The sequence below is a fragment of the Psychrobacter sp. 72-O-c genome (genome assembly GCF_904846605.1).
In the GTDB taxonomy this organism is placed as follows: domain Bacteria; phylum Pseudomonadota; class Gammaproteobacteria; order Pseudomonadales; family Moraxellaceae; genus Psychrobacter.
This window is the reverse complement of the sequence record NZ_CAJHBI010000007.1, coordinates 81,632-96,900: the sequence shown is the minus strand read 5'-3', so window position 1 is coordinate 96,900 and position 15,269 is coordinate 81,632. Positions and strand designations below refer to the sequence as shown.

At 37.8% G+C, this 15,269-nt stretch carries 10 protein-coding genes; 6 read left to right on the top strand and 4 right to left on the bottom strand.

What is annotated here, in order from left to right:
- Positions 1-49 precede the first annotated feature (49 nt).
- Positions 50-907, bottom strand: coding sequence for a PP2C family protein-serine/threonine phosphatase (locus JMX97_RS03815; protein ID WP_201555534.1), 858 nt, complete (start codon positions 905-907; stop codon positions 50-52).
- A gap of 748 nt (positions 908-1,655) precedes the next feature.
- Here JMX97_RS03815 and JMX97_RS03810 point away from each other — a divergent pair.
- The 3 genes from JMX97_RS03810 (at position 1,656) to JMX97_RS03800 (ending at position 4,312) form a co-directional block, all read left to right on the top strand.
- Positions 1,656-2,606, top strand: coding sequence for a hypothetical protein (locus JMX97_RS03810; RefSeq protein WP_201555533.1), 951 nt, complete (start codon positions 1,656-1,658; stop codon positions 2,604-2,606).
- A 66-nt stretch (positions 2,607-2,672) separates the two neighbouring features.
- Positions 2,673-3,257 carry an alpha/beta hydrolase gene (locus tag JMX97_RS03805; RefSeq protein ID WP_201555532.1) on the top strand — a complete coding sequence of 195 codons (585 nt, stop codon included), beginning with the start codon at positions 2,673-2,675 and terminating at the stop codon, positions 3,255-3,257.
- A 413-nt stretch (positions 3,258-3,670) separates the two neighbouring features.
- Positions 3,671-4,312 (top strand): hypothetical protein, encoded by a 642-nt coding sequence (locus tag JMX97_RS03800; protein ID WP_201555531.1) that lies wholly within the window; start codon positions 3,671-3,673, stop codon positions 4,310-4,312.
- 16 nt (positions 4,313-4,328) lie between these two features.
- Here JMX97_RS03800 and JMX97_RS03795 read toward each other — a convergent pair whose 3' ends face one another.
- From JMX97_RS03795 to JMX97_RS03785, 3 genes are read right to left on the bottom strand one after another with little or no spacing between them, the layout of a single operon-like run.
- The gene (locus JMX97_RS03795; protein WP_227671526.1) at positions 4,329-5,750 is read right to left on the bottom strand and encodes an McrC family protein; all 1,422 of its coding nucleotides are present in this window, start codon (positions 5,748-5,750) and stop codon (positions 4,329-4,331) included.
- Positions 5,747-7,510: an McrB family protein gene (locus tag JMX97_RS03790; protein WP_227671525.1), complete on the bottom strand. Its 1,764-nt coding sequence runs from the start codon at positions 7,508-7,510 to the stop codon at positions 5,747-5,749. The genes JMX97_RS03795 and JMX97_RS03790 overlap by 4 nt, the downstream gene beginning before the upstream one ends.
- Positions 7,511-7,564: 54 nt before the next feature.
- Entirely contained in the window at positions 7,565-11,089 is a 3,525-nt protein-coding gene (locus tag JMX97_RS03785; protein WP_201555525.1) for a TM0106 family RecB-like putative nuclease, read from the bottom strand.
- Between the two features lie 148 nt (positions 11,090-11,237).
- Here JMX97_RS03785 and JMX97_RS03780 point away from each other — a divergent pair, with 148 nt between their 5' ends.
- The 3 genes from JMX97_RS03780 (at position 11,238) to JMX97_RS03770 (ending at position 15,221) form a co-directional block, all read left to right on the top strand.
- On the top strand, positions 11,238-11,546 hold the full coding sequence (locus tag JMX97_RS03780) for a hypothetical protein (protein ID WP_201555523.1): 309 nt from the start codon (positions 11,238-11,240) through the stop codon (positions 11,544-11,546).
- A gap of 204 nt (positions 11,547-11,750) precedes the next feature.
- The gene (locus JMX97_RS03775; RefSeq protein ID WP_201555521.1) at positions 11,751-12,677 is read left to right on the top strand and encodes a helix-turn-helix transcriptional regulator; all 927 of its coding nucleotides are present in this window, start codon (positions 11,751-11,753) and stop codon (positions 12,675-12,677) included.
- A gap of 42 nt (positions 12,678-12,719) precedes the next feature.
- Positions 12,720-15,221, top strand: coding sequence for a dynamin family protein (locus tag JMX97_RS03770; protein WP_201555519.1), 2,502 nt, complete (start codon positions 12,720-12,722; stop codon positions 15,219-15,221).
- The last annotated feature ends 48 nt before the right edge of the window (positions 15,222-15,269 follow it).

The window sequence follows — 15,269 nt, the reverse complement described above, 5'->3', positions numbered from 1 at the left end:
CAGCTGACTATAATAATCCATCATATTGATTACCTATTAATGCAATTTCTCAATCAAAACGAACCACTATCGCTGTACCATTATCATAAGCATTGCCATCAGATTGATAGACTTGCGTTTTAAGCGTCTTTAACCACTCTTGTAAATCAGCTTCGGGACTGATAAGTTGCCAGTTCTCACTTGGCACTAAATCATGAATACCATCAGTGCAAACCACTAGACAGTCACCTGACTGAATAGTAATGGTCTGCACGGTACTATCTGGCGCTTCGCTGCTCGGGAAATCATTATCAGCAGTCAGTGCAAAACATTCCGTAATACTGTATAAGCTACCCGCCATGCCGTCACGGTTATAATCTGCGAACTTAGCTTGACGACCTTGCTCGTGCGCTTGCTGATCAATCAGTTCGTTCAGTAAGTTGTCATCTCGGGTCAAGCACTGCCACTTCCCCTCGCCTTTAGGCAGTCTATAGATACGACTGTCACCAACATGCATTATTTTTATGCTTACAGTTTTATCACTATTGAATGTTCCTGTAATCATAGCGAGAGTGGCTGCGGCGCCATAACGTTTATGCGAGTGCTTGGTTTGACTGATTAAATGATGAATACGATTTGATGTGATGGTTTGCTTGTCATTCCATAAAGACTCAATGGCTTTGACTACTGCCTTTGAGCAGTGCTGTGAATAATTAGAGCTGGCAACCCCATCCGATACCGCAAAGCAAAACGGCATTTCTATAGCTATAATTTCTGTAATACCTAAGGTCTCTTGATACCAGTTATCCAAAAAGAAGAAAGTATCCTGTTGACGCTGGTTACTGGCATTGCCTTGGAAAGTTATGGCGCAAGCTTTCGCTATTGAATTGATGGATTTTGGATAACTTTCATTTGGGGAAGTATTCATAGCAGTAAACCTCTGTGTTTATCACAAAGGCTAGTATAACGGACAACCTGTAATTTTATCTTCTAGGCTGATAGATTTTTTGAGTTGTAGCGGTACATTTAGCTTCTAATAATACCTTTATAATTAACAGCTCATGCTTGATAGCTTTCATTAGTAATCACTGAACTCTTTTCAAAGAGATATTATTTACTTGAAATACTTGCCAACCCTTGCTATCAACTGCTTAAAAATCAAGTGATAAAATCAATCTGATCTAGAATACTAAAACCCTTCAAGAAACACCCTTTATCTTTCGCTAAGCGACAGCAGTTGTCGCATGCCCTACTCTAGCATCTATCTTTTCAACATTTTTTGTATTATAGTTATTGAGTCAGGAAGAAATAACGTGACATCGTGACATGGAGTTAACCCTCGAAGCGCAACGCTTCACATCATAACTCTGCTATTTTCGTTAAGTCTAAAAACTTCTTGACCTCTATTAACCATTACATACCATCCTAGTTATAGACACAAAAAAATACTTAAATATAGCCTGCATGTAAATGCGGGTAACGAACCTTTTGTTGCTAAAACAATGAGTTCAAACAAAGAATAAAAAGCCTTTAGCTAATCTATCAAATTAACTCACTCACTTTACCTTGATTACGTCGCTTAAAAAGCTGCGAACAGACACGGCTGACTTAAAATTGACGCTCAAAATTAAAAAATGCTGCACCCAAACTAAATTTAAAATAATAAGGACATGCATATGATAATCACAAAATACCCTTTTGAACAAAATCGCATAGACGATGTACAGTGGGCAGGCGTATCAAGACTCTCAAGTCTACCATCACTGCCCGATGATGGTAAATCACCACCACTTAAGACCCCATTGTTTTATCTCACTAGCGTATCGATTAACGACTATGAAGATGATATTTATTTTATTAATAATACCGATCAGACGCTAAGTTTTGTAGCGCCCTTTAAGCTGTATCGAAACTTAAATGATGCCAATGCCAAGCTCAGTGATACAAGCATTGAGAACCTAAATAAAGTGAAGTTTTATAGCAATGATATGGAGCATTTATATACCAAAGTTTTGCCCAATCAAGGCGTGCGTATTGGACGTACTCATATTATGTATGACAGTGATGAGCTGATGCAGTGGTTTATTCAAATTCCTTATAAAGGGGTTGATACCCATTACGGCATTTGGCGCTTTAACGTTATTGAGAAAGGTGGGATTGGTCAGACGTATCCACTACTGTGGGATGACTTTAGCAAACCCTCACATATGGTCAGTTGTGACTGTTTGACTGAAAAAGTCGATATGCCAATCGAACCCTCAGTTTATGAAGAACGCTGTTGGGTATTAGACAGATTAATTGAATCTCTTGGTGTGGCTGACGCCATATTTGTACTGGCTATTAATGATGTGCTTTATCGTTACTGTGTGGGCTGGAGTGCGCCCTATAACGAGTCTGATATACAGGCAAAAGACATTGCCCGTAAATTACAAGAGATAAAGCTTAAAAGCTTTGATGGCGTAAAAGACGTGGATGAGGTAAAAGACGTTGAAGCAGTAAAAAAGATTGTACAAGCAGTTTATGATTTTTGGTTTAATGAAGGCTTTGCTAAGAATATCTCAATAAAGGCTTGCGCGGAGATTCTTGACCTGTACCAAGCGTGGATGGCTAATAAAAACACTTTCTAATCTAAGCCAAACCTATAAGCTAAGCACTTGACTATGAATAAAAATATTCCTAAAAAGGAGAAAGCTATGATGTTCCCCATTGAGAATAACGACACATTCTTACTGTTTTTCCACGGTCTGGATTCGAGTAATAAAACCAGTAAGTACACTTGTATTGAACGTGAGCCTAAATACTGTCAAACGGTCAATTACCGAGAGAACTTTGAAGGGGTCTTTGAGATTTACGATGCATTGATTCAAGAAAAAATGAAAGAATATCCTCGGGTGGTATTGGCAGGGCATTCACTTGGGGGTTGGTTTGCCAATCATTTTGCCCATAAATACAATTTACAGGCCCTATTGATTGCGCCCTGTATTTATCCTAGTGAAGCCTTAGCGGATCGTATTCCAGAAGTGGCTAATATGAAACTGTCCTTTCCCACTTCTAACACTGAAGCAATGCGGGTCATGGTCGAGGTCGATGATGAGCGTTTGGATGTGGCTGTTGCCAGACGAACGTTAGTGAATTTGCCTGACAGCTGGGAAGTGGATTATTTTGAGGGTGGTCATCACCGCATTGCTCGTGACAGTGACATTTGGTATCACCTGCTCTACCTGTGTGAAGACCCCTTCGTTTGGATAGATGCAGCGACATTTCATGGTGAAGACTAACCGCAATTAATGTCATCTGACATGCTATAGTTAATCCAATTTAGAAACGGCACAACGTTGCTGGGCTACTGGAATGAATTTTTTGCAGCCTCTGTCACGCTTGCGAACAGCACGCAAGAAAAATTTATACCAGTAGCACGTTGCTACAAATGTGTCTCTTTTACTTTGAATCGACTGTATCATTATTAAAATTTATCGTGGGTTTAACTGTTTTGTAGCCACCAATTTTTATTGTGAATCAGCAATAAATCAATGGCAGCGCTACAAACCTTGCAACTTCCAGCACGATATAAAACAACTCTGGTAAAGCGCATGAGCCTGTACTCCGACAAGGTTATCCATGCCCGATTTGATGAGCCTATATGGGCTTACACTCATATCCTTGTTGTCGGAGTTCAGGAGTCTACTCTATTATGCTAAATAAAAATTCTGATCAATCCAAATATACCTGTCGTTATAGTCCACGTCATCCTTTGGCAAAATATGCTGTCAGTCAAATAGACAAGCTTGAATTGCGCCCGCAACATATTGTCAAGGCTATGGGTTACCCTCAAACACAAACCATCCCCGCCTGTGATCGTCTGCGTCATGTATTGTCTAGCGACATACTGGGATTAAACGATACTGACGTTGATATATACTTCACTGCTAACGAATTCTTAAGAGCGCTATTGTTAGTGCTCGATATACGATATCAGCCATTCCAAGCCGATATTGCTCAAATCGAATATGACCTAGCGCATTACCCCTATCCACTGCCCAGATATCGCTTAACAGCCGATGTTGATTTTGAGTTTACGGCGGGCGCAAATTGGATGTCTCGTGGCGTTGCTGCTAGTAAAGCTAACGCATACCTGCCTAAGAACATTGCCAAAATGAATGAGTCAGAGCGTGAGTCGATCGTGCTGAAATGTATTGATGAGCATTATAAAAAGTATCACGGTAATTTGCCTTATGACGGGGTTATTAAGGGCTATCGACTGATTACTAAACAGCGTAATGAGATTATCAATAGAGTCGAGTATGGCTTACCAGCGTCTAGCCCAAGCATTTAACCCAATAGATTAGCTTTTAACTAGCTTTGAGAAGACTTTCATTGATCAAGTCTTGCAACCTCTTTATAAATAGATTTTCACGGTCGATAATCTGTTTAATGGTCATGTTTTCAAGATCAGGTTGATGAAGCTCAATGCCATCGACGATGAATCTCTGATTATTATGTGCATTGTCAAATAAAGACTCACTATAGGCCTTTTCTAAAATATGATCGCCAGATAGCGGATAAATCAAACCGCCAAACAGCAAGCTTGAGCCATAGTACTGCATATAAGTATGGATTTGATAAAAATCGCTGCGATCTAAATCAAGATATTGCAAACTCATCTTTTTAAACTTAGCATCTAGTACGATTACCTTTTCACTTTCAAGATGTTTTAATACTAAATCAGGATACATATTGCGCTTATAAAACCGATTTGGATAAAGGCTTAACTGTTCCTGTCCTGATACTGACCACGCTGGCAGGTGTTGGCTAAGCAGCTTTTCTAAATACACTTCAAACAGTTGCGAAATATCAAATAGGTAGCCATAAGTCTGTTTGTCGCTTTTTTCTTTGTTTTGCAAATCCCAGTCGTTAAGGATAATTTCGGCATATTCTAAGGTATGCTTAAAACTAGCAAACATAGGATTGTACAAGGCAGTATGGTTCTTAGCACGATCAATAACTGATTGATTGACAAACTGGCCTGAATATTGAGACTTAAGCAGTTGATAAAGATTTAAAATGGGCTGTAAATACTTTACGCCAAAGACTTTTTTTAGTTTCTCACACGCCAAATAAAGCACATCTATGATTTCTTGCACATAGCTTTGTTCTCTATATTTAGTCGTTAGCTTACCTTGAAAAGGAATGTCATGACGTAGATAAGCATTTATATCAACCGAGCCCCGCACCTTATGACTACGTTGGGTTTTCTGCTGGTAGAACTGCGGCAAACCAAGCGTGGCAGAGCGTTCTAAAGCATGCACAAACAAATGAGCCAAAATATGCTGAAATGAATTGTCTTTTTTATTCTGCTCTGCGTCTACTTCTTTAGTATCTACGTAAATATCATTGATGTAATTGAGCATACGGTGCAAAAATGGTTCGCCATAAGCACAAGTAATATTAAACTCACAGTCTTTATGGTAGACGACACCAGCAAATAATCCCGTCTGTACAAAGTAATCCACTTCGCCTGTTTGGTTGTCTTCTTTTTTATACAGTTTAAGAATTAACTGCTCATCTTCTTTTAACTTGTCTTTAGCAGGCTTAAAACGGAAAATATTAAGCTGTTTTAGCGACTCATCTTTAGTGGTGAGTTCAAATGTATTATTAAAAATTTTTTTGGCTTTTGACTTAGTGCTTTTTTTAAAAAAATCAGTCAACACATTGTCTTTTATGGCTTTTTCACCATAGAAATTATGATTGGTTGGGAAAGAAGCCTTCATCATTCAGCACTATCGCTAAGTTCACTTTGGAACTTTTTTAATGCTGAGGCTAATTTACCATTTTTTCCTTCAATTTCGTTCTCAGGATAGAACGCTCGCAAATACTCTTTTAGGGTTGGCCTCAAGTGTGAGTCAAAAAGAGTTTCAAGGTTAGACTTTGAAATGTTCGTCCTTTTCGCAATATCACTCATTTTCATAAAGAAAGAATGACCAAACTCGTAAGAGCTCCCAAGTAGTAACTCCTGACTAATATACTCGTTTAACGCTTTAGCACACTTTACGTATTCATCAATATTCTTAAAGTTATCATTTCCATTCTTAAATTTAATTTCCTTTATAACGTCATCATCACAGTCTTTACGAATCCATTTAAAACGTCGTCTTAATGCCAAATCAAAGGTATCGATGCTTTTGTCAACATCATTCATCATACCAATGAAATAGACGTTCTTGGGTACGCCGAAGGCAACTTTTCCGTTTTCATCTCGGGCATAGACTAATCTTTTTTCTTTAGTTTCATCCTCTTTAATTAACTCGTCGATTAGTGAGGAATACTGGGTTTGGATTAGATTATCATTTGGTTTGTTTTTAGGGTCAGGATCATGACGATAATCTTTTTCAATCAATGATAGCGTCTCACCAAACACAGTAGATAGATTGGCTCGATTGATTTCATCAACGACAAAATAAAAATCTGTGTCAGGTCTCTCTTTTGCCTCCATGCAAAAATTTTTAAATACACCATTGACTAGTTCAAACTGAATGTTGCCATTAAGAACGCCCATTGGCTTGATGCCTTCGATGAAGTCTTCATAGGTAAAAGAAGGGTGAAACTGCATTTTATGAACGATTGCACCATCAACGTCCTTTAAAAATTCCATTTTTTTAGTGACTTCATAAGTCTTACCAGTACCAGGCGCACCATATAAAATGGTATTTGGCGAGTCAAAATGAGCAATCTCATGATTGATATTATAAACGTGAAACATTTTATCTATAATACCAAAGTGCTTATCTTCACCGTCTAGCTCAATGCCTTCGAATATCTCTGTATCCATTCGTTCAGCAAGCGTTATATAGTCTTCGGGTTTAGTACTGTCCCGCAACTTATCTAGACTCTTATCATCTTTTAGATCTTTAGAACTCATTAAATCAAAAGCTACAAATCCTCTTTGGACATGACCATTAGTCAATGGAAAAGCCGTCGGGAAAATTGGGTAGATAATATTAGCAACTATATTAGTGGTAATATTTTTCAGACTAAAATCTAATTCTGAATCTATATAGAGTTTTCTTGCCTCTTTTCTATTACTTTTATTAGATTTGTATAACTCAGATAGATCTTCAATGAGCTTTTTAAGTTTGATCGCAAATTTAGCATACTCTGGTTTTCGAATATCCTCTAAATTTTTATCTTTAATACCACCAAAGCTCCTATAAAAACCACCAGCGGCAACTGATGATGATGACATAATGTGCTCTTTGGGAGGATTTAAAGCTTTAACCTCACTTAGGTAGTCATCTACAGTTCCGTTTTTAAAGAAATCCGTATCATTTATGATACTTAGCTTGTCTTTAAAAGGTACACCTATACTCAGTTTTAAAAGATTCTCTACAAAATCAACAGGTGACTCTCGTATTTCTTTGTCGTCAATCTGATTAATATACGTCTTAATAAACGCCGCTGATAGCTTTGAACCTAGTTTTTCAATTTCGATATAGTTAAGGTCTTTTGTTCTTTCATACAAATTCTGTAAATTCATTTCTTGTTCCATTTAGAATTGATCTAGTTGTTGTTTTTGTGATGTAGCCTGTCTTTAATCTGCTATAAGTGAGGATAGGCACGTTACTGCACTAAAAAGATTTACCTTTTTTAGCTGCTCAACACTGTTAACAGAGGTATTACCAAGATTAGGGTTTGCCACTACGATAGCAAGTGTTTGCGCTCTAGAAATCGCCACATTAATGCGGTTTTTATCGAATAAAAAGTCAATGCCTCGAGGCGATTCATTAGCATCACTAGCGCACATACTCAAAAACACAATCGGTGATTCTTGACCTTGGAACTTATCAACACTACCAACCTTTGCTTGTTTACCTAAGGCTGTTTTCAGCTTACTAACCTGATGATTGTACGGGGCTACAAAAAGCATATCTTCCCATGTGATTGGGCGAGTAACTGCTTCTCCACTATCTTTGGTCACACCAGTATGAAAAATGCGACCCAGTAGCGATTTAGCCAGTTGCTTAATCGTTGTTACCTCTTCATCAGAAGCTTGAGTATTACCCTCATGCTCCACGGGAACAAAGACAATGCCTGCATCCAAATTTAAGTAAGCTTCTAGCGTTTGGAAGTCGGTATTTTGTCTAGCTGTAGTCTCTGATACTTCGAGGATACGCTTATCATTATCAAGGTGAGATTGTAATTTTCTCTCGTAGATTAGCTGACTGATAATAGTATTGACCTTTCTGTGCATACGATAGGTCATATCTAAAAACACTCCCATATCCGCAGGTATGGTTGGCGTTTCATGTAGCAAATAGTCAAGTACCGATAACCCACTTTCAGCGGGGTGTGTACCTTGTGATGGTTGCCCCAGTTGCATTTGGTCGCCCATCAATACCAAGTTTTTAGCACTGCGACTCATGGCTACTAAGTTTGCTGTCGAGACTTGGCCTGCTTCATCAATAAACAGATAGTCGAGCTGCTCTGTCATGTCCTCACGAGCAAATCCCCATGCGGTCGTACCAACAACGCACGCTGGCTGAATGTGACTGGCTAATTGATTATTGCTTGAGATGGTCACGTCATAATCAGCAAGCTCATCGTCAGTTTCTTTGGTACAGAAAAATGATGCTTTTATATTGTGCTGTTTACAGTGTTTAGCAGTGCTAAGTAATAGATTATTGATAGCTTTATGACTGTTGCTAGAAATACCGATTTTTGCCCCTGATTTAAGTAAATGAGCGATGGCCTGTTTACCCGTATAGGTTTTACCCGCACCTGGAGGCCCTTGTATGGGTAGGTAACTACTATCAAGATTGCTAATCGCTGCGATAATTTGCTCTAAGCGAGCATCTGGTCCATCACTGCTGATGATATCACCACCTGTATGGTTTAAAATTCTCGGCTTTGCCCCCGTTAGAAAGTCCATGATAGCGTATTTTCGCTGTCTAAATAATCCTTGCTCATACTCGCTCACCGTTTTAAACAACGCATCAGAAATAATACCAGTACTGATGTATTCATCTGGAATGAGAGACACCGTATGTGGTGGCTCATCCTTGGTTTTAAGTACAATCAAACCCTTATCTAAGTCGCTCTCTTCTGCAAGATAACTAACCTTTGCACCTTTGCCGTCGGGTGTTTCTACTCCAAGCAAATAAAAACTATTTGCAGCTCCCTTAAACTCTTGCTCGATGTCAAACCGATACTCATAGCTTAAGTTCTTGTCTCTTGATGAAAATTTAAAGGGTGCTCTATCCGTGCGCGTACAAAGGGCAAGACAGTCTAAGTCGTTGAAGAGTTCCATCTCATCTGAGCCAAGGCGATCAAATAGCTTCCAGAATAATGGTTTGGACTCTCGGCGATGAAACTCTAACATCCATGCTAGATTCTCAGTGAGTTGTGCTTGCTTAGGATTACCTAGTAACTCTATTTCGGCTTGGGCTAATAAACGGTCTCGCAGTGTAGTAACCTTGGTTACTTCTTCGGAGATTTCTGGTTCGATGACTTCGGTTTTACCAAGATAATCAATCTTATGAATTGCTCGCTGTTCCCTTAGCCATACCACCAGCTCTTGAGTAGAATCACAATCATCGATATTGTAATCTCGAATATCATTAAGAATCTTTGAGGTCTGCCAAGTATCGCCCTCCACGCCGAGTTGGTTTAATTCTCGCCACTGATCGTAAACGACGATCGAATCACTACCGTCACCCACTTCGGTATCACGCTTATCGCGGTATAGGCGCTCGACATTTTTGATGGAGTATCGAGGGGCACCCAATCGTAAACCACCCTTCACCACCTTGTACAAATCGACAAACACTTCATTTCTTAGCAGTTGGTCAACTTCGTATTCACAGATACCATAGCGCCCCATCAGCTTACGACAGGCTGTAATCTCATAATTGGCATAGTGGTAGATGTGCATATTTGGATCTTGTTGCCACCTACCATAAACCCAATGAATAAAGTCCTGGAAGCATTGTTTTTCTTGTTCACGGTTGTGAGCCCAAAAGTCTTTGAATTGGCGGTTGCCCTGCTCATCAAAATAAGTATTACCCCACAAGTATTCCAACCCACCTTCATCAAGCGGAAAACCTTCAATGTCAAAGAATACGTCCATCGGAGAATGAGGCGGTAGCAGTGCCAGCCCTTTTTTCTCACCTTGAGAATGAGGTAAAATCTCAAATTCCGGTCTATCGCTGTTAGTTACCTCACTTGGTTTTTGACTTTTTAATTTACTCTTTATTTGTATGGCGGCTTGAGCTTTTAGCTTAGCAAACACCGTAGAATGAATACCACTCATAAATAATAGAGGCGAGGCTGCAAGCTGCTGCATAGTGTGCGTACCTGCCTTGTTAAGCTTTTTAATTTGTCCTTTGGTAATGCTTGCTACTTGAAACAAATGGTCTTTATCAAGCAAAATCTGTTCGGCATGGCTGCTCCAGTTACCCCAGCTTCCAGAGTCGGCAGGGTCTGGACAATTATCTAAGTGGAATTTGGCATGCTCGTCTAGAAAATTGGCTTTTAAATTTGAGTAATAGTAGTAAAAATCATAAGTCTTTAGAACCTCCATCTCACCATTGCCAAGCGCAACAGTAATACTTTGAGGCAAACAGCCTTGAATGGATTCAAGCATTTGAGCGTAGCAACACAATTGGATGATAAATGTCGGCTTAACGTGGCTGGCAAGCTTTGTGTCCCATACCTCATAATGCCAGTTGCCAAGCTTGCTTGGGGTTTGACCTGACTCGTGTATTACTTTTACCAGAAAGTCAGCAAAGCCAGCAAATTGGTCAAGCTTTAATCTTGCCTGCACAATGACTTCGATACCTTCTTTCATTGCCTCTAAAGTTTTGATGTGTTTTTCGGTATTACTGCTACCCTCAATCTTTACTAGCGTCCTACCCTCAGCTGTAAACCTCATTTCCAGCTTATCTTCATGGGCATAGCCTTTTTGTTGCAACATCCCCATGAACTCATCGCTAAGGTCTTTTTCTGGTGCTAGTTCTGGGTGTTCTTGAGCAAGCCTATCCATCCATGAGGCAAAAGGACTTTCCATATATTTAGTTAGGTCTGATGGTGAGTAATACATTTGTTCTTTTTTATACATCTTATAGCCTGTTATTTTGTTGGGGTTTCTTCAGCATAGCTCAACAAGCTTTGAGCAGTAATAATACTTTTCTTTTCCCATTCTGACACAACCTGTCATTACCACGCGCTACACTGCGGTCTTTAACATGTGTATATAAAGGAAATATATGATGTGGTGGCTTAATAAAAACTCTAAAAAAAGTAATCAGCGACCTGTTTCTACCACTCTATCGCTTATTTCGCACGCACCTCAATCTCAACAGCACATTCCTATCTGGTTTATATTCGAATCTGGTAATCGCATTGGTTTGAACTCCTACGTAATTATTGAAGATCCAAGAGGTCTATACCAGTTCCTACAGTTTCGTGGTCAACATATGATTACTAAGCAAATAAAAAACAACCTTAAAATAACACCGCGTGTTCAGCAACCTATTGTTTTCTATGAAAAGGATTATCGAAAGTGGCGACGTTAGCTACTGCTTGGTTATACCCCAAGTTAAATCCTAGCGGTTTTAGTTTTTATGAAAATTAAGTCTGTCCAGTGCCCCTTAGCGCAATGACTTTATAGAACTAAATTTTGGTTGCTAAATTTCGATAAAAGCGCATAATTACACATTTGTAATATTTCAGCAACTTTTTGCAACTTAAAGTAAGTATATTGATGTAATTGAGTCTTTATGGGATTAAAAAAACACGAAAAACTCGCTTATCGTCTATCTGACATTATCGTCAGGCTCAATTCTGGTGAGCGTTTAGATATCTTTGAGTTAGCAGGTACTTATCAGGTCTCTACTCGCACCTTAAAACGAGACTTTAAAGATCGCCTGACCATCTTAGATTTTAGTGAAGCAGGCCCACAGTTCTATCGTCTTGATGCCAAAAAAATTGGCTATTTAGATATTACTGATATCAAGCGCTTTGCTAACTTTGCCAGTGTCCAAGATCTACTACCAAAAATTGACCGCCAGTTCTTTCAAGAGCAACTCAATCAAAGCATCCTTGTTAAAGGTTTTGCTTATGAAAACATTAGCGCGCGTACTGATGACTTTAAAGCCATAAATCAAGCCATTACCAACTGCCAATATATTGAATTCGATTACTGTAAGGTTAGCGAGAATGCTACTGATAGCACCAGCAAACACCATTATTTAGAGCCTTATCATCTACTCAATAAAAATGGCATTTGGTATGTAGTTGGCTGTCGTCATGGACAAACACGGACATTTTGCTTTACCCAAATAACCAATCTGCAAGTCAATACTGAGACCTTTACCTGCTCTGAAGATATCAAAGTGAAAATCCTTGGTACGGACAGCCTATTCTTTGGTAATCAAATCAGTGAAATCGTCTTGCAGGTCGATGCCAAAGTTGCCGGATATTTTGAGCGCCGTGACCTACTGCCCAATCAGAAGCTGGTACGAAAGCTTGATAATGGTGACTTACTGCTGGCATGCAGAGATGTACACCCTAGAGAGGTCGTCCCTATAGTGCAGTACTGGATACCGCATATTCGTGTCATTAGTCCGAGTGAGGTTCAGGGGCAGATGGAGGGTGTACTTAAAGAATATTTAGAAAATATCCAACACTATTATCAAACTTTGTAAACATTTATTTGACATGATACTAATTCAATTTGAGGTAACACTATGCACCAGTCTAACAACCTAATGACAAAAGAAAAACTGAATGCTTATAAAGCGGATGCAATAAAAATTCTAGAAACGCAAATAAGTATGCTCTCAGATATTGAGTCTGAAGTTTTAAGTAAAGAAAACAAATTAAATACTGATGAAGAAGGTGGAAATGAAGGTATTTTGACACATGAAACATGTGAGGCATTCCAAGAAATACTGAAAGGTGAAGTACATAAACTTCAAAATTTTGATGTTGTTTTAGCCGTTGTAGGTACTATGAAGGCAGGTAAATCCACAACCATTAACGCTATTGTCGGACGCGAAATCCTACCCAATCGTAATCGCCCAATGACATCTCTTCCTACTTTGATTTGTCATAATAAAGAGCAGCAAACACCCAAACTAACTTTTAACAGCACTCCTATTAATGATTTTTTAGTTGATATTAAAAATGCAATATCAATATATGAAATCGAAAACCCAAGCCCGGAAATAGTTGATTTAATCAATTTTATTCAAGCGGATTCTTTATTTAGTGATAGCTATAATGGCGAAACCAATATATTTAATTTTTTACAACTTCTCAATGACTTAGTCCGTCTTACTGCAACGCTGAACACTATAGCTGACAAAGAAATATTTGCTTTTCCTTATGATAGCTATAAAAATATAGATGCACTACCTACAATTGAAATTGCTTTCAAATTAAAAGAAGATTTTGAGACTAATGGACGATTCATGCTATTAGATACAGCAGGACCTAATGAGTCTGGTCATAAGGAATTATTAAGTCTATTAAGAGAGCAGCTAAAGCGTAGTTCAGCTGTAATGCTAGTCTTAGATTATACGCAGCTAAATTCTGAAGCAGAAGAAAGTATAAAAAATGAGATAGAAACCATACCAACTATTCAAAAATCACGTTTGTTCGCCTTAGTTAATAAATTTGACCAAGAGTCAGCCAATGCAGATGATGCCAACTCTACTAAACATCATATTTTTAATAATCTACTTAAAGATAAAATTAATTTTGAACATATCTATCCTATATCAGCACGAGATGCTTACTTAGCCAACCGTATGGAAACCTATTTACTAGAAAACAAAGTGAAGCCTGAGTATAAAGAAGGAACTTGGATAGAAGATTTTGCTAAGCAAGTATTAGGAAAAAGAGCTGAGCAAAAATACTCAAAAATGGATATGGAGGATATTTCTGAAGAACTGGATGAGTTAATAAAAGATAGTCTTATGACTGAACCTCTAACAGACATTATATTAAATATGCAGAAAAATGCACCTTATATAGCTATTCAATCTGCACTCACTGGCGCAAGTGATGTCTTTGATAAGTTACATAACTTTTTCAATATTCGTGGACATTTTGCTGATAAAGAAAAAATGACAAATGAGGAAATAAACAACCTAGAGAAAACAATATTAGATTTAAAAAACCAAATCAAAGAACTACAATCTATGTCGAAAAGTATTAAAGTGGATTTTTTGAAAGTAAAAACCGATGCAGTGAAAAAAATGAAAAAAAAAGAAGACAAAAGAAAAGTATCTAAAAGTATAAGTGATAAATTAGACGAAATGTTCGACATTGAGACAAATAAAACAAAGAAAAATGTTCAAGATTTAGATAATTCAATAAATAGTAGAACTCTTTCTCAGCTTCTCACATTCGAAAAATCTGTAATTAGAAAAGAAAGGCTAACTGAGCTTGATAAAGCTAGAGAGCTAGCCAAGTCTAATAGCAATTCATTAATATTCCCAGATGAATCGAAACTTAATGCTTTTAAAAGTGCAGTTATGAATAGTACATCTGAACTAATTCATGTTATAACTGAAGAATATCGAATCATATTAAACGAGAGCATAGAAGACACACAAAATATAACTAAGGTCTTGCACCATGAATGCAATGTTTTATTGAACAATCTACAGGAAGAGTTTAATAAAGAGGGAATGAAAGAAATTAAGATAGACGGAATAGATTCAAATATTAAAAAAAATGAAATGGATTTGCTAGATCATTTTTCTGTAGATGTAAAGCACAAAAGAACTGTAGAAACAAGAAGTGAATCTGGGACAGTAGGTAGTGCAAAGAGGTTTTTTGGTGGTCTATTTAATAAAAACTGGGGTACATATAAAGTAGACATAGAGACATATACTATAAATAAAAAAGATATGAGTAATAAGCTGAAAGAGATATTGGAGACTAAAGTTGTCACTCCTTTAAAAGAGGAAATAGCGTATATCCTCTCTCAACTATTAGAAAAAAACATATTTTCTATTGATGAGTTTAATGACACTATAAAAAGTGCAGTAGTAGAAATGAATAATGCGATTGTTCAAGAAAAAATGCCTGACTTACAAACTAAAAAATATTATAAGAAAAAAATAAAATCCTTACAGCAATCAAGTCATGAGACTGAAGAAGACTGGGAAAGACTATCAGGTAAATTTAGTGTTGAAAAGATAGAGACTACAATTAACTCTAATGCAGATATTTCTTAACTATATTATATATACTTATTTAAAATATAAACTTATCATCTCGAGTAA